This is a genomic window from Bacillus sp. YH3-2-B2, from assembly GCF_053663335.1.
The window spans coordinates 162,445-189,106 of sequence record NZ_JBSJQE010000005.1; the positions used below are offsets into that span (position 1 = coordinate 162,445).

The following is a 26,662-nucleotide window of genomic DNA, read 5'->3' on the forward strand; positions in this document are numbered from 1 at the left end:
GAGCTTTTTATTTACTCACCTTTTTTTCAAACAAATGATAACCCGGCGCGAGCCCTTTTGATTCGTAACCCATTCCGCTGTAAAACGACTGAAGCGCCTTGTTTTCGGCCACGCAGTCGAGCCGGATTTTCGTTTTTCCCGGACAAGACACACCCGTCTCCGCCCAAGTCATGATTGTCCGGCCGAGCCCCGCGCCTGCAAACCGCCTGTTAATCGCCAGCCGGTGGAGATATACGGACTCCTCATGTCCTTCATCGCCCCATAGACGTCTGTCCCACCCGCTTGCTTCGGGAAGCAGCATGACGACGCCGGCCAGCTCTTCATTCTGCCTGAATAAAAAAACATACCCTTTGGCGATCGCCTCCCGCATATTGTGGGTATCTTCCCCTTGCAGAAGGCCGATCCACTGGTTCGACCCTTTATCGCGAAGCCATTCTGCCGCTTGCACGAGCAGATCCATGACCTCTTCTTCATCATCCTTCCGGGCGGAGGTGACCCGGAATGCCCCCGTCTTCTCCTCCGTAATCGTAAATGGTGTCATAAAATCCTCCTGTAATCAGAATATTCGACACCTTTATTATAGACCAAACGCAGAAAGGAAAAAAACAGCCGTCATGTTTGAGGGCCGTTTAAAAAATTTTCTTCTTATCACGTTCTTCTTTTAAAATCTCAACCGCTTCCCTGAAACGCATAGAGTGAACGATTTCACGCTCACGCAGAAAACGGAGTGAATCATTCAGGTCAGGATCATCGGAAATATCAATAATCCATTGATACGTCGCTCTCGCCTTTTCTTCAGCCGCAATATCCTCATATAAATCAGCAATCGGATCTCCCTTCGCCTGTATGTAAGACGCTGTGAACGGAACTCCGGCCGCATTGTGATAAAACAGCGCGCTGTCATGGTTGACGTAATGATCACTGAGCCCTGCATCACGCAGCTGCTCCGGTGTCGCATCTTTTGTCAGCTTATAAATCATCGTCGCAATCATTTCTAAATGCGCAAACTCCTCCGTGCCGATATCCGTCAGCAGGCCGATCACCTTATCAGGAATCGTGTAGCGCTGGTTTAAGTACCGGAGCGCTGCGGCCAATTCGCCGTCCGCCCCGCCGTATTGTTCAATGAGAAACTTAGCCAGCATCGGGTTGCATGTACTCACTTTAACCGGATACTGCAGCTTTTTTTCATATACCCACATTTACAGATCCCTCCTTATACTTGCCATGGCCAAGGACCGCGGCCCCAGTCCCATTGAGCGCCGGCCTGACTCACGCCGAATTGCAGAAGCGGTCCGTACTCAGGTTCAAACCGTTTTCTCAGCTGCCTTGAGTACCGGGAATATTCATGAAACTGCTGAAGCGCGAGACGGTCATGGGGATGCGTATCCAGATAAAGCGTCAGCTCCACCAAGACAAAGTCCGCCGCCTGGATTTGTTCCAGCAGCCGATAGTATTCATCATCAATCTTTTTCGCCATATTCGATTCCCCCCCGATAAGGATTATCATAGAAATCGTAAAGATCCTTCCAAAGGGTTCCTTTTCTCAATGCCTCCATCGGAGAAAACTGCTCCAAGTGATACGGCTGAAACCGCATATAAAGATGCGGCGGCGTTCTGTAGTATTTTCTTCCGATCGGCGGGCAGGGATCAAACCGGCTGTGGAAGGGTTTATAGGATTTGACCGGTGTAAACGGCTGATTTTCTTTCATTACGATCCTCCTTTCCTAAACACATGACCTTAATAGGTATGAATCCGTATCGGCATTTATGCCCTGTAAGAAAATAAAAAAGCCCGTTAAAAACGGACTCAATGCAGCTCATCTGGAATTTGAAGTAAAAAATCATAATGAAAAATCTGATTGAAAGCGCTGATAATGTTTAATTGTATATTCCGTAATTTGCTGATCATATTCAGGATATTCATATCTCAATAAAACAGCCACTGACGTTGAATATGCTCTGAAGAGATCCTGGCAGTCAAACAATGCCTTCCACACGCTTTCATACGTATTGCCGACATAAGTATTCAGCAGAATTTCCCAATCTTTCGCATTCATGTAATGTTGAATATACTTATAATTCTTCCCTACACTTAATGAAAACTGATTCTCTATCCCGATATTCCACGCAATCATACGCAAAACATTAGGCCTTAAAATGTCATTCATATGATCCAGCGCAAACAGTATTTCTTTACGCATTAATCCTTTAATCACATAGGTTGAAACCATCCAAAATTCATTGCAGCAATCATCAAACTCTCTGGGGGTCGGTTTCTTTATATGATATTGTTCATCACTCGCAATCATCTTACTGTTGATTCTGTCATCCTTGTCTAATACTATTTCCGCCAAACCATCACTCTGTGTAAAATAATCCTCTGTTTGACTCAGAGGGATCAAAGTTAAGTCGATTTTATGATGATCTTTAAAAAGCATGAGATAGGAGAACCAGTCTCCGAGTTCCGGAGGGAAAAGTTCCATATCTTCAGGTTTTTGCATCATCATTCTTTCGCCAAACTGATCCAGCCAGCTTTCGTCAGATGTGAAAGAGTCCATATCGGTCACAAAATAAGAAATATCATAGTCTTGAAATTTGTCTCTCGGTACATTTTTATTGGTTCTTGATCCCTCTAAAGTGACAAGACGGATTCTCTCGTCCTTCATCGCAATATCAAGAATCAATTTCATCATTTCGTCTTCACTTCTCACATGTAAAACCTCCCGATAAAGAGATTTTTACAGATCATGCTTTTCAGTTTATAAACAACTTGCTCATGATTTACAGAAAAGTCCTATGTACTTGATGATTTTGCTCCAATCGTAACACAGCTGCAAGAACATGAGAAGAGCACTCTTGCTGTTCCAAGAGTGCTTTTCCCGAATGGTCAGATATATTGGCTGTCCCGATGATGATGGTGATGGAACGGGTAGCCGCCGTAGCCTCCGCCATAGCCGCCAAAACCGTACCCCGGATATCCTCCGAAGCCGCCGTAGCCGCCAAAACCGCCGTAACCGCCGTAACCGCCAAAACCGTACCCCGGGTAGCCGTAGCCTCCGCCGAAACCGTATCCCGGATATCCTCCGAAGCCGCCGTAGCCACCGTAGCCGCCGTAGCCGCCAAAACCGTACCCCGGGTAGCCTCCGTAGCCGCCATAGCCTCCGCCGTAAATCGGTCTTCTTTCATTCATGATTTATCGCTCCTTCACATAGGTTACAGTCCAGTTTATGACATGCGGAAGGAAACGTATGGGCATCCGCCCAGTTTTGGCGAAATAATCAATAATTGCTTACGGAGAAATACGATACAGGCCGGCCGCATAAGCAAAATAAAAAGGCCGGAACTTATGCCGCCCCGGCCTTTTTGTCTTTATTCGCCTAAATCTACATTGTGATAAACCTGCTGTACGTCTTCGAGGTCTTCCAGCACATCGATCAGCTTTTCGAATTGAGCTTTCGCATCTTCCGGAAGCTCGACTTCATTTTGCGCAAGCATCGTCAGCTCCGCAACCGTGAACTCTTCAACGCCGGCATTTTTGAATGCCTCCTGTACGGCATGGAATTGATCAGGCTCAGCATACACGATAACACTGTCATCCTCTTCCAAAATATCGCGCACGTCCACATCAGCTTCCATCAGCAATTCCAGCGCTTCATCCGCCGTCTTGCCTTCAACGCCGATAACGGCGGTCGCATCAAACATGTAAGCGACAGACCCGCTCACACCCATATTTCCGCCGTTTTTCCCGAATGCGGCGCGCACTTCAGGCGCCGTGCGGTTTACATTATTCGTTAACGCATCAACGATGATCATTGAACCGTTCGGCCCGAAACCTTCGTAACGCAGCTCGTCAAAGTTCTCCTCCGCGCCGCCTTTCGCCTTTTCAATCGCACGCTCAATAATATTTTTCGGCACACTGTACGTCTTCGCGCGCTCAAGCACCACTTTTAACGCCTGGTTCGATTCCGGATCTGGCTCGCCTTGTTTTGCCGCCACATAAATCTCACGGCCGAACTTCGCGTAAATCCGGCTCGTATTTGCGTCCTTTGATGCTTTCTTTTCTTTAATATTGTTCCACTTACGGCCCATTTTGTTCCACTCTCTTTCACGAATTGAATCTGTATGATAAATACTCTGCTTCTATTATACCTCAGCGGTTGGGTTGTTTCGAGTGTAAGACATTAGAAAAAACAGGCACGCTTAAAATCACCGGAGCGCAGTAAGCCGAATTTGAGGATTATTGTACAAAACATAAAAAGTCTCCCTTCATACAGGAAGGAAGTCGCAAGCCAAAAGATTCATTTTATTCTTATTACCTATTTCCTACACTGTATATCCTGACTCCCGTGGTAAAATTTTGATATCGAACAAAAGAAAGGATATGGTCATGAAAGTTTTCGAAGCAACCAGCCTACCCAAGAGGTGAGATCAATGATTGAAACAAATATTTCTGAACCTGCATTTCAATTTTTAGGAGGGATTTTCCATCAAGATATAGACACTTCTGAGTCAGCTCTTGAAGAATACTTAGCAGAGATACCTAAAAAAGAACAAGAAAACGATGTAGTAGCACTCAAAACGTTTATAAATAGCGATTACTCAGATGAAGAAAAAAATGATTTTATAGAAGAATCTGCAGATGGTGTAGATATCAATAGTTACGAACTATCCCCAATACTATGGCTCAGACAAGTCATTCAAAAAATCGAAAAGAATATTGAGGCTTTATAGATTCAGGGAAACCCTATTCCTATGTTTGCACAGTCCCTGATAAGTTTCTTAATCTTTCCCTCTATAAATCCCCGAATGAAAGGATATGGTCATGAAAGTTTTCGAAGCAACCACCCTCCTCGCCGCTGCCAAACAGCGCGCGGGTGAATACAAAAAACTGCGCGGCCAGATGGTCAATCTGAAAAAAGCATTTCAAGGCATGGCTGATCTTGGTGACAATGATTTCTCAGGCCGGGGCGCCGACACCATCAAAGCCTTTTTCCAGGACCACGCCGGCGTCACAGACAGCTGGCTTGATCTGATCGATATGAAAATCGCATTTCTCACAAGCCTTCCCGGCAAGGTCGAAGATGCCGGACTTTCCAGTTCGCATGTGGAGGAATCATTTCTGGAGCATGAACTCACCCACGCCCTCAGCAAATCAAAGGCGATTATGGAAGGGCAAAAAAAGGACATGGGGTCCATCCTCAGAGAGATCGAAGACATCATCTCGCTTGATCTATTTTCAACGGAAAGCACAGATCAGAAGCTGTCTTCAGCTGACAAAAAAAGAAGCGAAACGATACATAAGCTCGGCAAGCTTGATCACGATCTAACGAAAGAATACGCAGAAACCGAAGCGAACGAACAGTTCATCCAAGCCGACTTTCAGCAGCTCCAAAACGCCACGGGCAAAGGAAAAAGCGCCACGCCGCTTCACTATAACGCCAAGGCATACCGAGAAAGCGACATCCATAAGAAGAAAGGCGAGATTGCAAGACATTCGGATGCTTATTTGAAGATGAAGAAAGAGGAAGCGAAGGAACGAGAGATTGAAAAACTGAAAGAAAGACTGAAAAACTACGATTATGCGAATGCTGATGAATTCTACTCAATGGCCAAAACAATCGGCTATAAAAACCTGACAAAAGAACAGCAGCGCTACTTCACTCAAATTGAAAACACGCGTGAACTTACAGACGGTTTCAAAGGCGTTGCCGTCGGCCTTTATGATTCCGGAAAAGACGCGGTCACAGGCCTGTGGGATATGGTCACAGATCCGGGCGGAACGGTTGAAGCCATTACAGGAGCGGTGGCTCACCCGATCAAAACGTATGAAGCCATTTCAGCGGCAATCGAAGAATCGTACCAAAAAGACATGGTGAATGGCGACACCTACTCCAGAGCAAGATGGGTGTCATATGCAGTGGGCACCGTTGTGACATCAGTTGTCGGCACAAAAGGCGTCGGCGCCGTCTCAAAAACAGGCACAGCCGCCAAAGTGACAACCAAAGTCAAAACAGCAGCAAGCAAATCCGCCGCAGCACAAAAAGTGATAACGGTCTCAAAACAAACCGTTGATCACATCAAACAAAAAGTAAACACAGGCATGGAAGTATCAAAAAAACGTGTCAAAACCAAGTTAAATCAAATTGGAGATCTCACCCTGGCTGATATTCTCCCCTATCATCCGCGTCACGACTTAGTGCCGGCAGGCGTTCCTTACAACGCAGTCAACGGGGTCACACTTAAAGAGGGACTGCAGAAATTCGCCAAGGTCATCCTGCCGAAACCGTACGGAACCTCCGCAAGCGGCAGGCGGACACCGGCACCGCATGTACCGCCGGTAACGGTCAAATACGGCGAGCATTTTGCGAAATGGACCAGAAAGAAAGTATTGAAGCCGAATGTCATTTACAAAACAAAAGAAGGCTACACGTACACCACTGACAACTATGGTAGAATTACAAGTGTCAAAGCAGACTTGCAGCTGGGAGAAGCAAAACGCAACCAATATGCGCAATCAAAAGCAGGTAAACCAGACCGTCTGACAGATGACGACGGAGGCCACCTAATCGCCACCCAATTCAAAGGCTCAGGCCAATTCGACAACATCGTGCCGATGAATTCTCAGATTAATAGGAGCGGCGGGAAATGGTACAACATGGAGCAAGTATGGTCTAAGGCTTTAAGTCAAAAACCACCAAAACAGGTGACAGTTAAAATTAACAACATTTATGAGGGTGATTCTTTAAGACCTTCTAAATTTATTGTTGTATATAAAGTTGGGGATAAAGAACCTGTTAGAACAATCATTAAGAATAAAGCTGGAGGTTAATCTAATGGAAACTCAAAAAATGGGTGAATTATATCAAAAGATTGCTGAACATCTAAATGAAATGATTCCATCTCAATGGGAAAAGATCGTTTTATATGCTGAAATACTTGATGACTCAGCGGATATATACTTTTATTTTACAACACCAAATAACAGTGATTATTTATTTTCTCATTATATACCTGAACAATTTAATGTAAGCGAGGAGATTTACGATCAACTGCTGATTGAACTTCAAGAGCTATTTGAAGAACTAAAAGAAGAATTTAAACTAGACAATCAAGATATTTGGACAAATCTCACTTTAAAATTAGAAAACACCGGAAAGTTCTCAATTGATTATAATTATGATGATGTTTTATCCTCTCAACTTGATGACCTTCAAAGACGAGATGTTTGGAAATATCAAAATCTCGGCATACTGCCAGCTGATGAGGAAGATAGAAAATTCATAGAAGAGTATCTAAACATATAATAAGCTTTCAAACGGCAAAAAAATTAAAAAGGATTCTGATATTGTGGAAACTGAAAAAATGGGCGAACTATATCAAAAAATCTCTGAGCAAATAAATGAAATTATCCCCTCTGAGTGGGAGAAGGTTGCTCTTTATGCCGAAATTTTAGATGTTTCTTCAGAAGTTTACTTCTTCTTTACTACTCCACAAAATCAGGAATATATATATTCACACGATATTCCTGAACATTTTAATGTTGATGAAGATATATATGACGAACTTCTATATGAATTGCATGATTACTTTGAAGAGTTACGGGATCAATTTAAAACAAACAACGAGGACTTATGGACAAACCTCACTTTGCATCTCGAACGAAGCGGTAAATTCTCAATTGACTACGATTACACCGATGTCATCGCCTCAGACTTAAACGGAACACAACGGCAAGTGGTATGGGAATATCAAAACTTGGGGATTTTGCCTGAAGATGAGGATGATAAACAGTTTGTAATAAGCTACTTCGGTCTATAAATCAATAATGGCTCAGCGCTTTACTGCTGGGCTATTTTTTATAACTAGGATCTCTCGACGATTGAAGGTGAAAAAGGTTGGAAAATAAGAAAATGAAAGATCTGTACCAGATTATTGGTGAGAAATTAAATGACATCATACCTTGTGAATGGGCAAAAATATATCTTTATGCAGAAGTATTAGATGACTCTACCATGGTTCTCTTTCACTTCAAGACACCAGAAAAACGTCAGCTGATTTATTCGCAAGATCTACCAGTGCGATACAGTGTAAGTAAAGATATCTTCAAAACTTTATTAAGAGAAATCCGTGAACTTTTTGAGGAATTACGAGCTGAGCACAAAAATAATAATGATCAGGTTTGGACGAACCATACATTGACATTGGAGAGCAACGGTCAATTCCAACTTGATTATAATGATGATGATATTTTGGCATCTGAGCTTGATGGGTATCAAAGAATTGCATTATGGGAGTACAAAACTCTTGGAATTTTGCCTGAAGACGAGGAAGATCAAGCCTTTTTAATTAGCTACCTAAATCTATAAATTTGAACTGGAGGTTAGCATGGAAACAGAAAAAATGGGTGAATTATATCAACAGATAGCAGAAGGCATTAACGAAATCATTCCTTCTGAATGGGAAAAGGTCATTCTTTATGCAGAAATACTCGACGATTCTTCTGAAGTTTTCTTTTATTTCAATCCTCCTCAAAGTGAGGATTATATCTATTCTCATAATATTCCTGAACATTTTCATGTTAGTGAGGACATTTATGACGAATTATTATTACAATTACATGACTCATTTGAGGAATTACGAGATGAGTTCAAAGAAAATAACCAGGATATCTGGACGACCTTGACACTTCAGCTAGAGATAAACGGAAAATTATCAATAGAATACGATTACGAGGATGTTTTACAGTCTCAATACACAATCTCTCAACGGAAAGCAATTTGGGTTTATGAACACTTAGGGACATATCCTAAGAGAGAGTCGGTAAGAACTTTTCTAGGACGGGACATACAGTCTAAAAGCGAACTTTAGGATATTAAAAGTTTTATGTTTAAACAAAATCATAACGAATTTATCGGATTTGCCTAACAAGATCGATAATTATTCCATACCAATTGATCATTTCCTGAACTAAGAGAAATAAAACATGTTCTTGATTTCAACCATAATAAGTGGAGTCCTTCAATTCAAATATGGATATCAGTATTTGCTGGATGTTATAAATTGGGACTTAGTCGATCAGTTAAGGGCTTACTTACTGTAATGTAATGTAATGGACAGGATTTAAGTAAAGACAAAGGAGAAACTCATTTTCCAGATCAACCTTTAAAACTACATTAAACAGCCATTTAATACTTTTTCTTATTGAAACACAAAATAAAATTGTATTGCCTTAACAAGCATTTTTCAGTGCTTTACTACCAGCGGCTCTGGTGTTTTTTAAATCGATGGATAAAGTTTATGATTATCACTGCCACTATGAATTAAACAAATTAAAAGACTTAAAAACAAGATAGGTGGAGCCACACACTCCACCTGTGTTAAATAAAAAGAAGAGTTTTGGAATCCGCCTAAAACCATTAATTATTAATATTGTTCTTCAATTAAATAAATTCACCAGCAGTCAACTAACATAGAACCCTGCTTTTCTAGTACAAGAGTGAATATCCCTTGTACTCTTTCTGTAGTGATAAAAGATAAAATTTCAACTAATATTGGTATAATCTATTTATTACACGCTAGCCGCGTTTTTTTTATTTTAAAGCGAAATAACTTTTCGATGGTAAAGATAAATTAATGAACACTCATTAGCTATATAAGAATCTAATGGTATCCTTTAATTTCAAGGTAAAACCCTTCTTTATACATGGATTGTGAGGTAAATAATTTATAAATTATTTACCTCACTTCCCCACCTCAAGCACCACAGCATCTTTTATATTTCTTTCCACTTCCACAGGGACATGAATCATTTCGACCAATCTTTTTTACTCCATATTGTCTTTTATATGATAGTAAGCGTGTTTCCGCATATTTATCGGCTAATTCGATAAACTCTGATGCTCTTTCTGGTGGGATATCATCTTTACACAGATATTCAAATTCGACATTAATTAATTCCCTTTGGCTATTATACTCTAAATACAGAGCTAATCTATTGTCTTCATTTGGTCTTAACATTGTTGCTAGTACGTAATCTCTTGCTGGATCTTGCTTAAATTTAGTAACTCCATCTATATTACATATAAATGTTATTTTAGATTCTCCATGAATACTTAATGGCATAATTTTTTTTGTTTCTACTTGTCTTTTAAATAATGTCTCCATTTTTTCTTCAATTTCTTTGCGTGTATCACCTTTTAAATTAAGTAAGTCACTAACAACACTAGTGAAACCACTTATTCGTTGTTTATCTAGTTCATCTATTATCTCTTGTAACTTTCTCGGCACTTCTTGTTGTGGTTTTTCTACTCTTTCCATCTCTTCAATCATAAGTGAAGAGAAGTAATTATCTAACTCTTCTCTATAACCATGCCAAACTTTAAAGCTACCTTTTTTTGACTCGGCTGTTTTGGTATAGAAATTGTGTTCAATATATAACCCTAAATGATCGAGTTCATCAAACACTTCTAGGTCAGGGGATTGCGAAGCTTTCACTCGTTGTTCCAAAAAGTGAAGAAATGTACTTGGTGATTCAAAGTAGTCAGCGTAAACCCTCAACTCATCAAGCGATATACTCCAAGATGGAAACTCTCCAAGTTCAATTCCAAGGGGTTTGAGTTTATCAATCCTTGCTGCAAACTCATTAAAATTATCTATAGAAACACTACATAAAGTTATATGCCTATACTCGGAGAAATTTAATTCCTTTATAGGATTATGTTCCTCATCGCATACAATAACTCTTCCCTCATTTTTTAGTGTTTCTATTAATCTACTAGCTTGTTCATGAGGTTTCTTTGCTAGATTCTCTATTGATTTAATGAATGCTTCGAAGTCAGTAGTAGGATGAGTATAACTAAATGATCCACCCTTTACTTCCACCACGAGTAATTGGTCATCAAAAATTAATATGCCATCACATTCACACCATTGGTTTTTTCCGTTATTCCCAGTCTTACTTTGGTAATAAATAGATCTATAAATATCTGAATTTGGTAATAACCTATTAAATAAATCAAAAGGTATCTGTTCAGATATTATCTTTTGTTTTTCATTCCACTCTTTTTTATACTCTGGTTTTAATCTAAATATCAACCTTTGTATCACTCTATACAAATTGTCAAAAAGACTATAATAATCGAAGCAATAGATAGCGCCTTCAATACTTATAAAAGGCCGCTCTTCTATAGGCGTTCTTCTTAGTGGCCAGCCTGAAAAATCTCCATCAGAATAAAAACTTTTTTCCTCTCCAACCTCCCATGACAGGTGCTTTAACAAAGCTTTTGGCAAGCCCGTTATTTTTTCCACATTAAATAAATCATATCCCATAAAGCGTCCCTTGAAGGAATCGCTAAGATCCTTTAAACCCATTTCCACTAATAATTCATCCATTTTTTCTTGAGGGTTTTTGGATGTATCCTCAACACTTTCTCCTAATACCGGAAGAGTTTTATCCATAATAAATCTAAGATCACAGACAGCATCACTCATTCCACGCATTAAGGATATTTGTAATTTTTCCAAGCTTAAAAGAAAATTGTTAATATTTACACCAAAGAGTTCAACAAAGACTTCATCATGAGGAGATAATAGTTCTAGATGATGAATAATATCATGAACTGGATACCTTTTACCTCTTACCGAAGTTCTCACATCCTGAGCTTGAACATAAAAGAAATCATATTCCGGATTATATTCTGGGTCGGTACTCTCTAGAAATGCCGAATGTGTTATGTGATAATAACTTAAATTAGAATAAAGTTCGCTGACTTTTTTGTGGATTTCTCCCCATACTTCGGTGACGTTCTTGTTGATATTATCCCCTTTTTTCTGCTCCGTTGAAGCAATAACACTTTGTAGATAATCCACCATCCGTAAAGAAATAATTTCATCAAAACCGTAGTTCACTTCAGATGTCTTACCCAACATTCCCATATAATAGTTACCATAACTTTGATGTAATAATAATAAAGGATCACAACCCGAAACTAATTCACGAATTTCAAAAACAAGTTTATCTATTTTGTTTTTTACATCTGGATATTCTTTAACTAAGTGACTTATATATTCTCGCCGCATCTCGTATGTCATATTATTCCTTACAATAACTTCTTTTCCAAAGGACGCTAATTCTATTGGTCCAAAGTTAGCATAGTTATCCGGTTTTAGAGTTTTAATCCTTCTTTTTTTCATAATGCTCCTCCTTAAAAAGCAACTCCTGTTTTTATGAAAGATAAAAAATTCTAGGTATTGTTAGTAAGTTTAAAATTAAGTTAATCAACTCCTATTGGTCATAAATGTATATATCCTCTTACTCATAATTAAGATTTAGTTATCTGGACAAGAAAGTAATCCTTAAATCATCTTACTATAAAATTCATATTTTTAAAAAATTACACAAAATTAATATTTTTGTACCTGCGTAATAAATTTTATGATAAGCTTCTTCTGAGAATGATAGTGATGATATTCCTTATAAAAAACATCAAAAAACTTAAGGAAACTGGTGAAACATGTAGAGGAGAACAGAACTCTTTTCTTGGAGAGATTGCCATACTTTATTTATTAATACTAATATTGTATTTGTATTACTCATGTTAGTCACTCATTCCTCAATTTCACTTTAATGTGAGTTACGTTGATTCTGTCTACCTTTTTGCTTTTGCTGGTTAACACTATATTAATTAACTCTATTTTCATAAGAATAATAGGCATAAATACAAAACATAATATTTCTTTACTAAAGGTAGAAGAAATATTAGATGCAATCATATAGTTCTTAACAGAGAGCAACAATCAATTATGACCTCCCATTCTTTAAATTAATAAAAGAATGATATTCAAACTGTACTAGCCCGAGGTTATTTTAATAACAGACAGTTATCTTAAATCACTCCTTTATTATCCAAGTATCTAATGGCAGTCGTGACTAAAGAAAGGCATCGTTTGTAAAAATAATCATAATGCCTATTATCCCTAATATCGACTTTTGTAGTTTCATGATGACGGATTCTAAAGTTGTTTCCGATTCTTGTAAGCTCCTGAAATTCATTTTCGAATAATTCTTTAAAGATCCCATTGTTACCACTCATATTTTCAGTAATTCTATTTACTGATTTTTTCTTATCTAACGTTGGCGAATAATATGTCTTTAGTCTTTCAAAAGCATCCCAGAGTTTTTCAACAGCGATATTCAAATTCTCTTTCTCATAATACCTACTAGCTTCCTGAAGTAGTTCTTTCAATCCTGCCTCGCCAATTGAAGCCCATGAACTATTTGTTATGTGACTAGTTACCAAGCTTTCAATTTTTCCGTTATTTAACTCCAGAAGAATATAATTCAAATTAAATATTGTATTAATATCTGCCGCAAAATCACTGTTACAGTGCTTTTCAAAAAACTCTATTGCATCTATCACATTATAAGGCGAAGTGGACAAGATAAATTCTTTGAGGCTATCAGTTTCGACATATTTATTCTCCTTATTAAAGCATTTGGGAGTATAAAACATCTTTATATCTTGAAGAATTTCTTCACTTATTAAAACATCATATTCCCATCCCGTTTCGCTTACCTTTCTAATTCTGAAATCATATTTCTCGAAGATTTTGTAAATTTGGTTTCTTGCTTCCCGTTTAATTTTAAATACTATTTCTTTCTGTTTTATCGCTTTTTTATTTCTTTGAGAAAAAGGAACAAACATGTCATTTTCCGCTTGATATATTCTCCAACTATACACATCACGGTTGGAGATTTTCTCGGCAGGATATAGTTCATAGCCATCATGCTTTAATAATTTATTTATCTCAGTAAGAAAATCCATCCAATACCCTTTTTCAAATCTAACTGTCGGATGAAATATTTCACAAATAAATCTCAAGTATATTTCATCGTTCCCATCTTTTAAATGAAACCGCTCGTCCTCAAACACCCAACAATATGGGTAATCATTATTGTTTATTGTGTGTTGCCATATGTCGCCTTCAGCATCTGAAAATCTATAGTCAGAACTTGGCATACTTTTTAAATCATATAATCTTTTGAGAAATTCAATCTCATCCATTTGTCCAAAATAATGATAAGTAACTTTTTTCGTATCAAATATTTCTTCTATATCCATTCCGTTTTGAAACAAATCAAGAATATCACGTTTTGTAATCTCGCTAATTTTGTTCATAGTTATGAATCATTCCCCTTTCAATACTATCCAAAAGAAAACTACTTGCATAAATTAACTTCAGACAATAAGTTTTGTCTTCCACCATAAAGTTTATGGATACTCAAAGTCTTTTTTATTTGCTTTTTCAAAGTAAAGGGACATTCCTATAATTAATTCACAGTATTAACTATTTTCTCACTATTTGTTTGACTTGTATAAGCAACGCTTATTCCTTTCTTCAAAACATTTGGATTGAATTAACCATCAGGAGGAACGTACGTGGTGAAATTCAAGATGAGGAATATCAAAACGCTCATAGATGACAACAATTACAGATTAAGGAGCTAAATGAAAAAAGAGTAACATTAGAAAAAAGGTTTCATTAAAGACAAAACGAGGACTTATCAAAGCTGATTCAGCAAATTAAGGAATCACTCAAAAAACTGTTCTAGATGAAAAAATGGTATACAAACTTATAGAACGAATAGAATGAAATAAAAGAAGGTGGAAGTCCGAGAATCTTTTAAAGGTTCTCGGATCACTATATATCTTCTTTTTTACTCAATAATTCTCATGAATTCTAGGTCTGACTTATAAGTTCTTTTTTAGTGTTGATTATTCGTCGTTTAGTACAAGCAATGCACAGCACTCCACATGATTCGTATGCGGGAACATATCCACAGGCTGCACTTCGAGCGTCTGATATCCGCCATCCTCAAGCACCCTCAGGTCTCTTGCAAGCGTGCCTGGATTGCAGGACACATACACCACCCGCTTCGGTTTCATGTCGATGATTGTCCGCAGGAGGGCTTCGTCGCAGCCTTTTCTTGGCGGGTCGACGACGAGGGTGTCGGCCGTGATGCCTTCTTCATACCATTTCGGAATGACGGTTTCCGCTTCTCCGACTGCGAATTCCGCGTTTGTGATGCCGTTCAGCTCAGCGTTGCGTTTCGCATCCTCGATGGCTTCCGGCACGATTTCGACGCCGTACACTTTTTTCGCCTGCTTCGCCAAGAAGAGAGAAATGGTCCCGATGCCGCAGTAGGCGTCGATGACGGTTTCTTCTCCTTGCAGCTCTGCGTACTCAAGCGCTTTGTCGTAGAGCACTTTTGTCTGTTCCGGGTTGACCTGATAGAATGATCTGGCGGAGATGGCGAATTTGACGTCTCCGATGAGGTCGTAGATGTATTCTTCTCCCCAGATGACGTTTGTTTCGTCCCCAAAGATGACGTTTGTTTTATTTGGGTTGATGTTCTGCACGATTGATTTAACGTGCGGGAATTGCGCCGTAATGTCTTCGATGATCTTCGCTTTGTGCGGAAAATCACTTGTTCTTGTGATGAAGACGATCATCATTTCGCCCGTGACGACGCCGTATCTGACCATAATGTGACGGAGCCAGCCTTTATGGCGTTCTTCATTATAGGCTTTGACACCGTATGCTGCACAGATGTCTTTGACGGCTTGAACGGCTTCGTCGTTTTTGGATTGCTGAATCAGGCAGGCGCTCATGTCGATGATGTCATGGCTTCTTTGCTGATAGAATCCGGCGACGAGTCCGCCTTCTCTTTCTCCTACCGGCACCTGCGCTTTGTTTCTGTAGTTCCACGGGTCTTCCATGCCGAGCGTCGGGTGCACGGTGACTTTTGAGAGGTCCAGCTTGCCGATCCGTTCTAAGACGTCTTTGACTTGTTTCTGTTTAAACAAGAGCTGGCCTTCATAGGTCATGTGCTGAAGCTGGCAGCCGCCGCATTGCTTGTAGATCGGGCACGGGGCATCCGTTCTGTGCGGGCTTTCTTCCTTCAGCTCAATCAAGCGGCCGAAAGCGAAGCCTTTTTTGACGCGTGTCACTTTGATTTGCGCTTTTTCCTCAGGCAGGGCGTTCGGCACGAAGATCGGGAAGCCCTGAACCTTTGCGACGCCCGCTCCTTCGTGCGTCAAATCCTCAAATGTCACATCATAGTATTCATTTTTTTCTATCGGGGGTTTCATTTTCATCTATAATCACCTCTCGTTTTACCAAAAGCCTTGTTTCAGCGTGCTGGCAAACCTTCAAATTCAATGTCAGCCTTCAAAGGTTTCCGATCACGCTGAAAAGATGACAAAATCCTAAAACGAATACTGTTTTAGGATTTTGTCCGCGTATTAGTCATCCAGCTGTTCCGCTTTCTCCTTCGGCATGATGACGTGAATATGCCGATACAGGTTCACGAATTCGCCGGGCAGCATGCCGCCGTATTCGCCGTCCAGGTTCAGCTGCATCTTTTCTGATACATTGACTTTCACGCGGTTCGCTTTTGTGTAAATAATGTGCTGATCGTTAATATGATCGCCTCTGAGCGCCATGCTCGCGACTCTGATAAACTCCGCGAGATTGGCTTTTTTCAAAATAATTAAATCAAACATGCCGTCATTCAGGCTGGAATCAGGGGCCAGCTTCTCGAATCCGCCGACCGAGTTGGTCAGCGTCACTAAAAACAGCATAATTTCGCCTTGAAACAGCTTGCCGTCATATTCAATCTCGACTTCTGTCGGTCGAAGTGAAGGCAGCATTTCCATTCCCTTTAAATAATAAGCAAGCTGGCCGAGCATCGTTTTCAGTTTGCTTGGCACATCGTACGTCAGCTCCGTCAGACGGCCTCCTCCGGCGATGTTGATAAAATACTGACCATTCACCTGTCCGATGTCGATCGGGCGGGCTACGCCGTTAATGACGGTATCAGCGGCATTCAGTATATTCTCTCTCGGAATGCCCAGCGCTCTGGCGAAATCATTTGTCGTGCCGACCGGAATGATGCCCAGTGTCGGGCGTTTGTCTAACGGCGCAAGACCGTTGACGACTTCATTAATCGTTCCGTCTCCGCCGGCTGCGATAATCAGGTCAAACTCCCGCAAAGCGGCTTCTTTTGCGGCGTGGGTGGCATCCCCCGCGCATGTGGTGGCATGGGTGGAGGTTTCATAACCAGCTTGTTCAAATTTTTGCAGGACCTGGGCAAGATTTTTCTTAAAAAGCTCCCGTCCTGAAGTCGGATTGTATATTATGCGTGCACGTTTCATTATCTCATCATCCTACTTAAGAGTATCCGATCCATTATTAACACTAACAACCTTTAATTATACTATGACTTGAGAAAATCGCAACAATATGTACAGGAATTGCCAGAAGAAAAAAGGCCTCGGCTCCGTTTAAGGAGCCAAGGCCCGCTGTCTTACTCTTCTTCCGTTCCAGGTTTTTTCTTACGGAATTTCGCTAATACTTCATATACGATCGGTACAATCAGAAGGGTCAGCAGAGTCGAACTGATTAAACCGCCGATAACGGTGACACCGAGTCCTTTAGAAATGACCTGGCTTCCGCCTTCAAAGCCCAATGCCAATGGAAGCAGGGCGCCGATTGTCGCGATCGCCGTCATCAGAATCGGACGCAATCTCGTAGAGCCGGCTTCCAGGAGCGCTTCTCTCGTCGATAGGCCTTCCGCTTCTTTATGGATGACGCGGTCAATTAAGACAATCGCGTTTGTGACGACGATTCCGATCAGCATCAGCATACCGATCATGGCATTCAGACTGACCGTCTCTCCGGATACATACAGTCCGACTAATGCGCCGATGACTGTAAACGGAAGCGAGAACAGAATCGCAAACGGCGCTAATGCTCCGCCGAACGTGATCACAAGAACGAGGTATACGATGGCGATTGCGGCAAGCATCGCTAACCCGAGTTTCGTAAAGGAATCTGCAATATCCGCTGATACACCGCCGGTATCAATTGATACATTGTCCGGTTTATCCAGTTTGTCAACTTTCTTTTGAACGGCTGATGACACCTTCGTGACGTTGTCAGAAGTGACGGTTGCCGTTACGTCAGCGTACACTTTGCCGTCGCGTTTGGAAATGGTATCAGACGTCGTGCCGTTTTTCACTTTCGCCACATCGCCGATTTTTACTTCTTGGCCTGCAGGCGATGTGATAGTTTTATCCTCTAATTCTTTTACACTCTTATACTGGTCTTTTTCTGTTTTGATGTTGACGTCAAGCTCTTTGCCGTCTTTTTTCACCGTTGTCAAAGGAGACTGTGACGTTTGGGACATCAGGGCTTGGGAGATTTGCGAAGCCGTCAGGCCCTGCTTGCTGAGTTTCTCCTGGTCAGCGACGAACGTGTACTCGTCATATGTGCTGGAAAGGCCTGAGTTGACGTCTTTCAGATCCTTCTCCTTTTTCATGATGCCTTCGATGTCTTTGACCGTGCCTTTAATATCAGACTCTGAATCTCCGTACACATAGTACGTTAATTCGTTGTTGTTGCCTGACGAACTGAAATTTTGTGATTTCCATTCGCCGCGGCTCGATGTTTTTTTGATTTCTTTTAAGACATTGTCTTTTTCTTTGTCAAAATCAGGCGTGTCATCCTCGTATTTCACGTAGAACAATGCGCCGTTTGAGCTTCCGCCGAGCGGACTTTGCGATCCTAAAGAATACTGAACAGTATCGACATGTTTGCGTTTAAGCAGCATATCTTCCGCTTTTTGCGCAGCTTTTTCAGCTTCGCTTTTCGTTTCGCCCGGTTCAGGCGTGTATGTGAGCTGCATCGTTTTGTCCGCTTGCGCAGGCAGGTAGCTCGCGCCGATCAGAGGTACGAGGAACAAACTGCCGACAAGCATCAGAACCGCGATGATAGATGTAATCCATTTATGGCTTAATGACCAATTCAGCACTTTTTTATAGAAATTGGCCAATCTGCCCGGCTTATGCTCTTTCGCTTTAACAGGTGCGCCTGTGAGCGATTTTTTGAATAAGCTGTGCGCAAGCATCGGCACCAGTGTGATCGAAATCAACAGTGATGCGGCAAGCGCGAAGACGATTGTTAAGGCAAACGGCATAAACAGTTCGCCGATCTGTCCGCCGACCATGGCAAGCGGCAGGAATACGGCAATGGTTACGATCGTTGATGACATGATCGGTTTAAACATTTCTTTTGTCGCTTCACGCACCAATTGCTTCCCGCGTAAAGGTTCATCTTTCAGCCTCATGCGGCGGTAAATGTTTTCGATCACGACAATCGAGTCGTCGACTACCCGTCCGATGGCGACCGTCATCGCACCGAGCGTCATTATGTTCAATGTGACATCAAGCTGATTCAGCACAAGAAGTGCAATCAGCAGTGACAGCGGGATGGAAACGATAGAAATCATCGTTGATTTAATATCTCTTAAGAATAAGAGAATGATCACGACCGCAAAAATCGCGCCGAAAATCGCTTTGCTTAACATCGTATCCACTGACTCTGTAATCGGCTCTGCCATATCAAGAGTCGAGCTGTACTTGAACCCTTTATGGTCTTTTTTGTATTGATTCAGTTCATCTTTAATCGCATCGGCCACTTCTACCGTGTTGGCGTCATTGGCTTTTACGATATTAATTCCGATGCTGTCCTTTCCGTTCGTGCGGGAAATGGATTCAGCTTTTTTCACATCTTTAATGTCGGCAATGTCAGAAAGCTTGACTGTCGGCACCCCTGCTGACGCGCTTTGCTGTGCCTGCTGCATAGCCTGAGCATCCGCCGCAGATGCCGCACCGGCTCCGCCCGCTTGACCTTGAGCGGCAGAAGAAGATGTGACCGGAATTCTCATCTCTTTCAGATCTTTAATTGACGTAATATTTCCGTTAACGACAACTGATTTTTCTTTGTTGCCGAATGTGTACAATCCAAGCGGCGTATTGACGTCAGAGCCTTGGATCACTTTCTTGACGGTATCTTCATCAAGTCCGTACTCTTTCATTTTTTTGTCTTTGAAAGAGAATTCCACCTGCTCTTCCTGCTGCCCGGAAACTTGTACGGACGCAACGCCCTGAATGCCTTCAAGCTTAGGAACGAGAGTGTTTTCCACATTTTTAGTCAGATCTTCAAGCGAGCTTTTGCCGCTTGTCACACTGAGCGTCAAAATCGGGAAAGAGTTGAGGCTGTAACGGGAAATGTCAGGTTTTTTCGCGTCATCAGGAAGGCTGACACTGTCCAGCGCTTCAGCGACTTCGGTTTTCGCCTTGTCCATATCCTTGTTGTAATCATATTCAATCATAACCGATGAGACGTTTTCAGAGGATGTGGACGTTACGACGCTCACTCCTTCTAAATTCTGCACCGCCTGCTCGATCGGTTTTGTCACGTCATCCGCAACTTGACTCGGAGCAGCTCCGGGATAAGTCGTATTTACCGAGAGGTAAGGCATGTTGACGTCCGGTATGGATTCCTGCTTCATATTCATACCGGCATACAGCCCTGCTACAGTAACGATAATCGTCATCAGCCAAACTGCGAATTTGTTCTTCAGTACAAAGTTAATAATGTGGTTCATCATGTCCTCCGTTAATTTTTATTGACTGACTGGTCATTCTATATAATACTAAACGGTATAACTCAACATCGTCAACTAATAAGGCAGTAAATTTTTCTAAATTTTTCAGGATTAAGGGGAAGCACGTCATGAACGAAAAAAAAGAGAAAATCATAAAAACAGGCATCCATTTATTTGCCAAAAAAGGGTTTTCTTCAACAACCATTCAGGAAATCGCCGGTGAATGCGGAATTTCAAAAGGGGCCTTCTATCTTCATTTTAAATCAAAAGAAGACCTTTTGCTCTCAGCATGTGAGTATTACATCGGCATGTCTATGGAAGAAATAAAGAAAATCAAAACAGAACATCAGCATAAATCGCCTAAGGACGTATTCCGAAAACAAATCGCTTATCAATTCCAGGAATTTATGGAGCACAAGGACTTTATCATTCTCTTGCTGAGCGAAAAGGTCATTCCTGAAAATCAAAAGGTCAAACAGTATTTTCATGAGGCCAATATTCAATTTAACATGCTGTACCGGGATGCTTTGCTCTCCGTTTACGGAGATGCCGTCATACCGTTTATAGCGGATGCGTCCGTTATGGCGCAAGGAATAGTGAGCTCCTATATTCATTTCTTGATTTTTAATGAACATACGGCATTCCGGACGGAAAACGTGGCGGCCTTTCTGATTGCCAGAATCGATGATCTGATTACGGGACTGATAAGAGACAATCCCGATCCGCTGCTGCCGGAGGATATCTTCACTCAGCCCGCGGCGGACAGAGAAAGACTGCTTGCGGATATTCAAAAGATAAAAGCACAGCAGGGGCTGCCTGAGGACGTCCTCGTATCGCTTGAAGTCATTGAAGAGGAATGCGCAAAGGAAGAGCCGCGAAAACCGATTATTAAAGGAATGCTGTCCAACTTGGCAGGCAGCGGAAATGAGCAGATTGAAACGCTGCGGGCTTCCATTGAAACCTATTTCAGCTTATAAAAAAAGAGACCGGCGCTTACCGGTCTCCGTGTCAGCAGCGCCCTTTCAGGCGGCTGCTTTTTTTATCGTTTTTTGATTTCTTCAAGTAAGATTTTGTTGACCATCGGCGGGTTGGCCTGTCCTTTTGAGGCTTTCATAATCTGCCCGACAAGGAAGCCGATCGCGCGGTCTTTTCCGTTTTTGAAGTCTTCAATTGACTGCGGGTTGCTGTCAAGCGCATCTGTTACCAGCTTCAGAAGCACGCTTTCGTCAGAAATCTGCACAAGGCCTTTTTCTTTGACGATTTTTTCTGCGTCGCCGCCTTTTTCAATTAATTCTTTAAAGACTTTCTTCGCGATTTTGGACGAGATGGTTCCTTTTTCAATCAGCTTAATCATGCCGGCAAGGCCTTCAGGAGTCAGTGCGACATCCTCAAGCTCTTTTTGTTCGGCGTTCAGGTAAGCTGAGACTTCACCCATCAGCCAGTTTGATGCCTGCTTGGCTTCCGCGCCTTTATTGACCGTTTCTTCGAAGAAATCAGCCATTTCTTTCGTCAGCGTCAGAACCATTGCGTCATAAGCCGGCAGGCCGAGCTCTTCGATATAACGCTTGCGGCGCTCGTCCGGAAGCTCAGGAATGGTTGCTCTTACGCGTTCTTTCCATTCGTCATCAATGCAGAGCTCGACAAGGTCAGGCTCAGGGAAATAACGATAGTCGTCCGAACCTTCTTTGACACGCATCAAAATGGTTTTTTTCGTCGCTTCATCGTAGCGGCGCGTCTCCTGCTGAATGACTCCGCCTGACAGAAGCACCTGCTCTTGGCGTTTTTCTTCATGCTCAAGTCCTTTTTGCACGAACGCGAAGGAGTTCAGGTTTTTCAGCTCCGTTTTTGTGCCGAATTTCTCCTGGCCGATCGGACGGAGGGAAATGTTGGCGTCACAGCGCAGTGAACCTTCTTCCATTTTACAGTCGGAAACGCCTGTGTATTGGATAATTGATTTCAGCTTTTCGAGATATGCGTAAGCTTCCTCCGGTGTGCGGATATCCGGCTCAGATACAATCTCGACAAGCGGCGTGCCCTGGCGGTTGAAGTCAACGAGGGAATAGCCGTCGCCCGTATGCGTCAGTTTTCCCGCATCTTCTTCAAGGTGAAGACGGGTAATGCCGATTTTTTTCGTTTTTCCGCCGACTTCGATTTCAATCCAGCCGTTTTCGCCGATCGGCTTGTCAAATTGAGAAATTTGATATGCCTTCGGGTTGTCCGGATAGAAATAGTTTTTCCGGTCAAACTTCGTATCCGTTGCGATTTCACAGTTCAAAGCCATTGCGGCTTTCATCGCGAATTCGACCGCTTCTTTGTTCAAAACGGGCAGCACGCCGGGATAGCCGAGGTCGATGACGCTCGTTTGGGTATTCGCTTCCGCGCCGAATGGCGTCGGTGAGCTTGAGAAAATTTTAGATTTTGTTTTTAATTCCACATGGACTTCAAGTCCGATTACCGTTTCAAAGTTCACTTCATTTCACCCCTTACAGTTCAGGTTTCGCTTTATGATGATCTGTTGCCTGCTCAAAAGCATGAGCGACGCGGTATACAGTGCCTTCATCGAAGTGTTTTCCGATGATTTGCAGTCCAAGCGGCAGTCCGTCCGCAAATCCGCACGGCACGCTGATTCCCGGCACACCCGCGAGGTTGACAGGGATCGTTAAAATATCGTTGGCGTACATTGTGAGCGGATCGCTGGTTTTTTCGCCGATTTTGAATGCCGGTGTCGGCGTTGTCGGTCCGACGATGACATCGTATTTCTCAAATACGTCTTCAAAATCTTTCTTAATAAGCGTGCGCACTTTTTGCGCTTTTTTGTAATACGCGTCATAGTAGCCGGAGCTGAGCGCGAAGGTGCCGAGCATGATGCGGCGCTTCACTTCGTTGCCGAAGCCTTCAGAGCGCGTCTGTTTATAAAGATCAATCAGGTTGTCCGCATTGTCTGAGCGGTAGCCGTAGCGGATGCCGTCAAAGCGCGCAAGGTTTGCAGACGCTTCGGAAGAAGACAGCAGATAATACGTCGCAAGCGCGTATTTGCTGTGCGGCAGAGATACTTCTTCCCATGTCGCTCCGAGGTCTTCAAGCACTTTTAAAGCGGCTAAAACCGATTCTTTCGCTTCTTTGCCGACGCCTTCTCCGAGATATTCTTTCGGCACGGCGATTTTTAAGCCTTTAATATCGCCAGTTAATGAAGAAAGAAAGTCCGGCACTTCGACATTGGCGCTCGTAGAGTCCATTTTGTCCGGGCCTGAAATCGCCTGAAGCAGGAATGCGTTATCTTCTACGTTTCTTGTGATCGGTCCGATCTGGTCAAGTGAAGACGCAAAAGCGACCAAACCGTAACGTGACACGCGTCCGTATGTAGGCTTTAATCCGACAACCCCGCAGAAAGAAGCCGGCTGACGGATGGAGCCGCCCGTATCAGATCCGAGTGAAAACGGCACTTCGCCGGCTGCAACCGCAGCTGCGGAACCGCCGCTTGATCCGCCGGGAACCGTATCGAGATTCCAAGGGTTTTTCGTCGCTTTGTACGCGGAGTTTTCAGTAGAAGAACCCATCGCGAACTCGTCCATATTCAGCTTTCCGATTGTGACGGCTTCAGCGGCTTGAAGGCGTTCCACAACCGTCGCATCGTAAATCGGATCGAAGTTTTCGAGGATTTTGCTTGAGCATGTTGTGCGAAGCCCTTTGGTCACGATGTTGTCTTTGACGCCGATCGGCATTCCGAAGAGAAGACCGTGTTCAGACCGTCCGTCAACCGCTTCGTCAAGTTCTTTCGCGTAAGCGCGGGCTCTTTCTTCATCAAGCTGTAAAAATGCCTGCACCTTATCATCCACGGATGCGATCCGTTTGTAAGATTCATCAACAAGATCGGAAATCTTGATTTCTTTTTTATGTATCATTTGTTTCAGTTCTGTGATTTTGTGATCAAATAATGACATACTGTCTCCCTCCTTTAATCCAGAATAGATGGCACACGGACATAGCCGTCTTTATGATCGGGAGCATTTTTCATGACATCCTCGACCGGAAGGCCTTTACCCGCTTCATCTTCTCTCATTACGTTTTTCATTTTCAGCACGTGTGTTGTCGGTTCCACGTTATCCGTGTCCACTTCATTAAGCTCCTCGGCAAACGAGATGATGCTGTCAAGCTGTTCTGTGAACATTTCAGCTTCTTCATCCGTAATGGCGAGTCTCGCCAAATGAGCGACATGCTTTACTTCTTCTATAGAAATTCGTGACATAAGATCCACCTCCGCATAATTCTCCGTTTCGTCATATAATACTGATCATATCAAAAACGAGCCCTCTAAAGCAACAAAACGCCGCCTTCTGAGGCATGATGAAACCCTCTCTATTTTATCCTAAATCGGGGAGAAAGAGAAACGAATTATATGTCAGAAAATTTTTACTTTTATAATTTATTGGTAGCGTTTTCATCTCTAAGCTGTTCTATGTTGGCGGGGATTTTTTCCTTGAGCGGGCCAGGTTTCGAGAGTTGATTGATCGGGGATACTTTGTTAGGTTTAGTAACCATAGCCGGCACTAAATATGTGATTCGCATGGAATGATGACTAAAGGCTGGATCGCCGGCGCATATTCCGGCACTACTAATCTACAGAGGTGATGCAACATTTACATGAAAGAAGAGAGGGTCCAAAAACGTGAGTATTGAATTAATTATATCTCTTGGCATTTACTTTGCTGCCATGCTGTTAATCGGCTGGTACGCATTCAGAAAGACAACGAATATTAATGATTACATGCTGGGCGGAAGAGGACTCGGCCCGTTCGTAACGGCGCTGTCCGCAGGTGCGGCGGATATGAGCGCATGGATGCTGATGGGAGTTCCCGGCGCAATGTTCGCAACGGGGTTATCGACCTTATGGCTGGCGCTCGGTTTGACGATCGGCGCGTATTCAAATTATCTGCTGCTTGCTCCGAGGCTGCGCGCTTACACGGAAGTTGCGGATGATGCGATTACGATTCCCGATTTTTTCGATAAACGGTTCCGCCACTCGTCATCATTGCTGAAAATTGTTTCCGCCGTGATTATTATGATCTTTTTCACACTGTACACATCGTCCGGGATGGTATCCGGAGGCAGGTTATTTGAATCGGCATTCGGCGCCGACTACAAATTCGGTTTGTTTTTAACGGCGGGTGTTGTTGTCCTTTACACGCTGTTTGGCGGTTTCCTCGCTGTCAGTCTGACTGACTTTGTACAGGGAGCGATCATGTTTGCGGCATTAGTGCTTGTGCCGATCGTTGCTTTTACCCAGCTCGGGAGCGTTTCAACGACGATTGATTCGATCAACGCCGTTAACCCGAAACTATTGGATATCTTTAAAGGCGCGAGCGTCATTAGCATTATTTCTTATTTGGCATGGGGACTCGGCTATTACGGCCAGCCTCATATCATCGTACGATTTATGGCGATTAAAGAAGTGAAAGATTTAAAACCCGCCCGCAGAATCGGGATGAGCTGGATGGTTATTTCAGTTGTCGGTTCATTGCTGACCGGGATTATCGGGGTTGCGTATTCTCATCACTTCGGGGTCTCCGTAAAAGATCCGGAAACGATTTTCATTATTTTTTCTAAAATCTTGTTCCACCCGCTGATTACGGGCTTCCTGCTGTCCGCGATTTTAGCGGCGATCATGAGTTCCATTTCCTCACAGCTTCTCGTAACGGCAAGCGCCATTACGGAAGATTTATACCGCGCCTTTTTCAGACGGGAAGCGAGCGATAAAGAATTGGTCATGACCGGACGCCTGTCAGTATTGATCGTGGCCGTTATCGCCATCCTGCTTTCCATGAATCCGAACAGCACCATTCTTGATCTGGTCGGATATGCGTGGGCTGGCTTCGGTTCGGCTATCGGCCCGGCGCTCTTGCTCAGTCTGTACTGGAAACGGATGAATGAATGGGGAGCGCTTGCGGCGATGATTACCGGGGCAGCGGCCGTTTTAATCTGGATCACCACAGGGCTTGCCGCTTCAACCGGCGTATACGAAATCATTCCGGGATTCTTCCTCAGTCTGATTGCCGGTATTGCCGTCAGCCTGCTGACCAAAAAACCGGCCGATGCTTCTTATCAGCTGTTCAGCCGGATGGAATCTCTTTTGAAAAACAAGAAATAGACAAA

Annotated in this window: 22 protein-coding genes and 1 pseudogene; 8 read left to right on the forward strand and 15 right to left on the reverse strand. The window is 42.6% G+C overall.

What is annotated here, in order from left to right; translation table 11 throughout:
• Window positions 1–7: 7 nt before the first annotated feature.
• The 7 genes from ACWJJX_RS17520 to ACWJJX_RS17550 all read right to left on the reverse strand — a co-directional run bounded on the left by ACWJJX_RS17520 (window position 8) and on the right by ACWJJX_RS17550 (window position 4,089).
• A complete protein-coding gene (locus ACWJJX_RS17520; protein WP_454023154.1) occupies window positions 8–541 on the reverse strand; it encodes a GNAT family N-acetyltransferase in 534 nt (177 codons plus the stop codon).
• An 88-nt stretch (window positions 542–629) separates the two neighbouring features.
• Window positions 630–1,199 carry a spore coat protein CotJC gene (gene cotJC, locus ACWJJX_RS17525; RefSeq protein ID WP_003155700.1) on the reverse strand — a complete coding sequence of 190 codons (570 nt, stop codon included), beginning with the start codon at window positions 1,197–1,199 and terminating at the stop codon, window positions 630–632.
• A 14-nt stretch (window positions 1,200–1,213) separates the two neighbouring features.
• Window positions 1,214–1,477, reverse strand: coding sequence for a spore coat protein CotJB (cotJB, locus tag ACWJJX_RS17530; RefSeq protein WP_003155702.1), 264 nt, complete (start codon window positions 1,475–1,477; stop codon window positions 1,214–1,216).
• Window positions 1,461–1,709: a spore coat-associated protein CotJA gene (cotJA, locus tag ACWJJX_RS17535; protein WP_003155704.1), complete on the reverse strand. Its 249-nt coding sequence runs from the start codon at window positions 1,707–1,709 to the stop codon at window positions 1,461–1,463. The genes cotJB and cotJA overlap by 17 nt, the downstream gene beginning before the upstream one ends.
• A 132-nt stretch (window positions 1,710–1,841) precedes the next feature.
• Window positions 1,842–2,711 (reverse strand): aminoglycoside 6-adenylyltransferase, encoded by an 870-nt coding sequence (gene ant(6), locus ACWJJX_RS17540; RefSeq protein ID WP_070081480.1) that lies wholly within the window; start codon window positions 2,709–2,711, stop codon window positions 1,842–1,844.
• A 176-nt stretch (window positions 2,712–2,887) separates the two neighbouring features.
• On the reverse strand, window positions 2,888–3,190 hold the full coding sequence (locus ACWJJX_RS17545) for a hypothetical protein (protein WP_024084982.1): 303 nt from the start codon (window positions 3,188–3,190) through the stop codon (window positions 2,888–2,890).
• A 179-nt stretch (window positions 3,191–3,369) separates the two neighbouring features.
• Window positions 3,370–4,089: a YebC/PmpR family DNA-binding transcriptional regulator gene (locus ACWJJX_RS17550; protein WP_003155709.1), complete on the reverse strand. Its 720-nt coding sequence runs from the start codon at window positions 4,087–4,089 to the stop codon at window positions 3,370–3,372.
• Window positions 4,090–4,431: 342 nt separating this feature from the next.
• Here ACWJJX_RS17550 and ACWJJX_RS17555 point away from each other — a divergent pair, with 342 nt between their 5' ends.
• The 6 genes from ACWJJX_RS17555 (at window position 4,432) to ACWJJX_RS17580 (ending at window position 8,868) form a co-directional block, all read left to right on the forward strand.
• Window positions 4,432–4,731 (forward strand): contact-dependent growth inhibition system immunity protein, encoded by a 300-nt coding sequence (locus tag ACWJJX_RS17555; RefSeq protein ID WP_102422619.1) that lies wholly within the window; start codon window positions 4,432–4,434, stop codon window positions 4,729–4,731.
• 91 nt (window positions 4,732–4,822) lie between these two features.
• Complete coding sequence (locus tag ACWJJX_RS17560; protein ID WP_454023155.1) at window positions 4,823–6,829, forward strand: T7SS effector LXG polymorphic toxin; 2,007 nt, start codon at window positions 4,823–4,825, stop codon at window positions 6,827–6,829.
• A gap of 4 nt (window positions 6,830–6,833) precedes the next feature.
• A complete protein-coding gene (locus tag ACWJJX_RS17565) occupies window positions 6,834–7,304 on the forward strand; it encodes an immunity protein YezG family protein (RefSeq protein ID WP_146276286.1) in 471 nt (156 codons plus the stop codon).
• A 43-nt stretch (window positions 7,305–7,347) separates the two neighbouring features.
• Window positions 7,348–7,818: an antitoxin YezG family protein gene (locus ACWJJX_RS17570; protein ID WP_129093616.1), complete on the forward strand. Its 471-nt coding sequence runs from the start codon at window positions 7,348–7,350 to the stop codon at window positions 7,816–7,818.
• Between the two features lie 77 nt (window positions 7,819–7,895).
• Window positions 7,896–8,366 carry a TIGR01741 family protein gene (locus tag ACWJJX_RS17575; RefSeq protein WP_454023156.1) on the forward strand — a complete coding sequence of 157 codons (471 nt, stop codon included), beginning with the start codon at window positions 7,896–7,898 and terminating at the stop codon, window positions 8,364–8,366.
• A 19-nt stretch (window positions 8,367–8,385) separates the two neighbouring features.
• A complete protein-coding gene (locus ACWJJX_RS17580) occupies window positions 8,386–8,868 on the forward strand; it encodes an antitoxin YezG family protein (RefSeq protein ID WP_454023157.1) in 483 nt (160 codons plus the stop codon).
• A gap of 885 nt (window positions 8,869–9,753) precedes the next feature.
• On the opposite strand, the pseudogene ACWJJX_RS17585 reads toward ACWJJX_RS17580, so the two are convergent.
• The 5 genes and pseudogenes from ACWJJX_RS17585 to ACWJJX_RS17605 all read right to left on the reverse strand — a co-directional run.
• Window positions 9,754–9,828: pseudogene (locus ACWJJX_RS17585) on the reverse strand (SEC-C metal-binding domain-containing protein); the annotation flags it as partial.
• A 3,056-nt stretch (window positions 9,829–12,884) separates the two neighbouring features.
• On the reverse strand, window positions 12,885–14,177 hold the full coding sequence (locus ACWJJX_RS17590; protein WP_454023158.1) for an AbiJ-related protein: 1,293 nt from the start codon (window positions 14,175–14,177) through the stop codon (window positions 12,885–12,887).
• 597 nt (window positions 14,178–14,774) lie between these two features.
• A complete protein-coding gene (rlmD, locus tag ACWJJX_RS17595) occupies window positions 14,775–16,157 on the reverse strand; it encodes a 23S rRNA (uracil(1939)-C(5))-methyltransferase RlmD (protein ID WP_454023159.1) in 1,383 nt (460 codons plus the stop codon).
• A gap of 147 nt (window positions 16,158–16,304) precedes the next feature.
• Window positions 16,305–17,216 carry a diacylglycerol kinase gene (locus ACWJJX_RS17600; protein ID WP_020955460.1) on the reverse strand — a complete coding sequence of 304 codons (912 nt, stop codon included), beginning with the start codon at window positions 17,214–17,216 and terminating at the stop codon, window positions 16,305–16,307.
• 152 nt (window positions 17,217–17,368) lie between these two features.
• A complete protein-coding gene (locus tag ACWJJX_RS17605; RefSeq protein ID WP_070081472.1) occupies window positions 17,369–20,512 on the reverse strand; it encodes an efflux RND transporter permease subunit in 3,144 nt (1,047 codons plus the stop codon).
• A 128-nt stretch (window positions 20,513–20,640) separates the two neighbouring features.
• Between ACWJJX_RS17605 and ACWJJX_RS17610 the strand changes: the two genes are divergently transcribed.
• The gene (locus ACWJJX_RS17610; RefSeq protein ID WP_345913216.1) at window positions 20,641–21,489 is read left to right on the forward strand and encodes a TetR/AcrR family transcriptional regulator; all 849 of its coding nucleotides are present in this window, start codon (window positions 20,641–20,643) and stop codon (window positions 21,487–21,489) included.
• 62 nt (window positions 21,490–21,551) lie between these two features.
• Here the strand turns inward: ACWJJX_RS17610 and gatB are convergent, their stop codons facing one another.
• Genes gatB through gatC form a run of 3 tightly spaced genes read right to left on the reverse strand, consistent with a single transcriptional unit; the run spans window position 21,552 to window position 24,758 of the window.
• Complete coding sequence (gene gatB, locus ACWJJX_RS17615; protein ID WP_015388583.1) at window positions 21,552–22,982, reverse strand: Asp-tRNA(Asn)/Glu-tRNA(Gln) amidotransferase subunit GatB; 1,431 nt, start codon at window positions 22,980–22,982, stop codon at window positions 21,552–21,554.
• Between the two features lie 13 nt (window positions 22,983–22,995).
• Window positions 22,996–24,453: an Asp-tRNA(Asn)/Glu-tRNA(Gln) amidotransferase subunit GatA gene (gene gatA, locus ACWJJX_RS17620; protein WP_007609878.1), complete on the reverse strand. Its 1,458-nt coding sequence runs from the start codon at window positions 24,451–24,453 to the stop codon at window positions 22,996–22,998.
• A 14-nt stretch (window positions 24,454–24,467) separates the two neighbouring features.
• Complete coding sequence (gene gatC, locus ACWJJX_RS17625) at window positions 24,468–24,758, reverse strand: Asp-tRNA(Asn)/Glu-tRNA(Gln) amidotransferase subunit GatC (protein ID WP_003155732.1); 291 nt, start codon at window positions 24,756–24,758, stop codon at window positions 24,468–24,470.
• A gap of 420 nt (window positions 24,759–25,178) precedes the next feature.
• Between gatC and putP the strand changes: the two genes are divergently transcribed.
• A complete protein-coding gene (gene putP / locus ACWJJX_RS17630) occupies window positions 25,179–26,657 on the forward strand; it encodes a sodium/proline symporter PutP (protein ID WP_077721906.1) in 1,479 nt (492 codons plus the stop codon).
• The last annotated feature ends 5 nt before the right edge of the window (window positions 26,658–26,662 follow it).

What these genes read in the sequence shown, in the direction of transcription:
- ACWJJX_RS17590 (WP_454023158.1), bottom strand. Translation starts at nt 14,177, where the DNA reads ATGAACAAAATTAGCGAGATTACAAAACGTGATATTCTTGATTTGTTT.
- ACWJJX_RS17600 (WP_020955460.1), bottom strand. Translation starts at nt 17,216, where the DNA reads ATGAAACGTGCACGCATAATATACAATCCGACTTCAGGACGGGAGCTT.
- gatA (WP_007609878.1), bottom strand. Translation starts at nt 24,453, where the DNA reads ATGTCATTATTTGATCACAAAATCACAGAACTGAAACAAATGATACAT.
- ACWJJX_RS17550 (WP_003155709.1), bottom strand. Translation starts at nt 4,089, where the DNA reads ATGGGCCGTAAGTGGAACAATATTAAAGAAAAGAAAGCATCAAAGGAC.
- cotJC (WP_003155700.1), bottom strand. Translation starts at nt 1,199, where the DNA reads ATGTGGGTATATGAAAAAAAGCTGCAGTATCCGGTTAAAGTGAGTACA.
- ACWJJX_RS17545 (WP_024084982.1), bottom strand. Translation starts at nt 3,190, where the DNA reads ATGAATGAAAGAAGACCGATTTACGGCGGAGGCTATGGCGGCTACGGA.
- ACWJJX_RS17555 (WP_102422619.1), top strand. Translation starts at nt 4,432, where the DNA reads ATGATTGAAACAAATATTTCTGAACCTGCATTTCAATTTTTAGGAGGG.
- ACWJJX_RS17560 (WP_454023155.1), top strand. Translation starts at nt 4,823, where the DNA reads ATGAAAGTTTTCGAAGCAACCACCCTCCTCGCCGCTGCCAAACAGCGC.
- cotJA (WP_003155704.1), bottom strand. Translation starts at nt 1,709, where the DNA reads ATGAAAGAAAATCAGCCGTTTACACCGGTCAAATCCTATAAACCCTTC.
- ACWJJX_RS17605 (WP_070081472.1), bottom strand. Translation starts at nt 20,512, where the DNA reads ATGAACCACATTATTAACTTTGTACTGAAGAACAAATTCGCAGTTTGG.
- rlmD (WP_454023159.1), bottom strand. Translation starts at nt 16,157, where the DNA reads ATGAAAATGAAACCCCCGATAGAAAAAAATGAATACTATGATGTGACA.
- gatC (WP_003155732.1), bottom strand. Translation starts at nt 24,758, where the DNA reads ATGTCACGAATTTCTATAGAAGAAGTAAAGCATGTCGCTCATTTGGCG.
- ACWJJX_RS17520 (WP_454023154.1), bottom strand. Translation starts at nt 541, where the DNA reads ATGACACCATTTACGATTACGGAGGAGAAGACGGGGGCATTCCGGGTC.
- ACWJJX_RS17580 (WP_454023157.1), top strand. Translation starts at nt 8,386, where the DNA reads ATGGAAACAGAAAAAATGGGTGAATTATATCAACAGATAGCAGAAGGC.
- cotJB (WP_003155702.1), bottom strand. Translation starts at nt 1,477, where the DNA reads ATGGCGAAAAAGATTGATGATGAATACTATCGGCTGCTGGAACAAATC.
- ACWJJX_RS17565 (WP_146276286.1), top strand. Translation starts at nt 6,834, where the DNA reads ATGGAAACTCAAAAAATGGGTGAATTATATCAAAAGATTGCTGAACAT.
- ACWJJX_RS17610 (WP_345913216.1), top strand. Translation starts at nt 20,641, where the DNA reads ATGAACGAAAAAAAAGAGAAAATCATAAAAACAGGCATCCATTTATTT.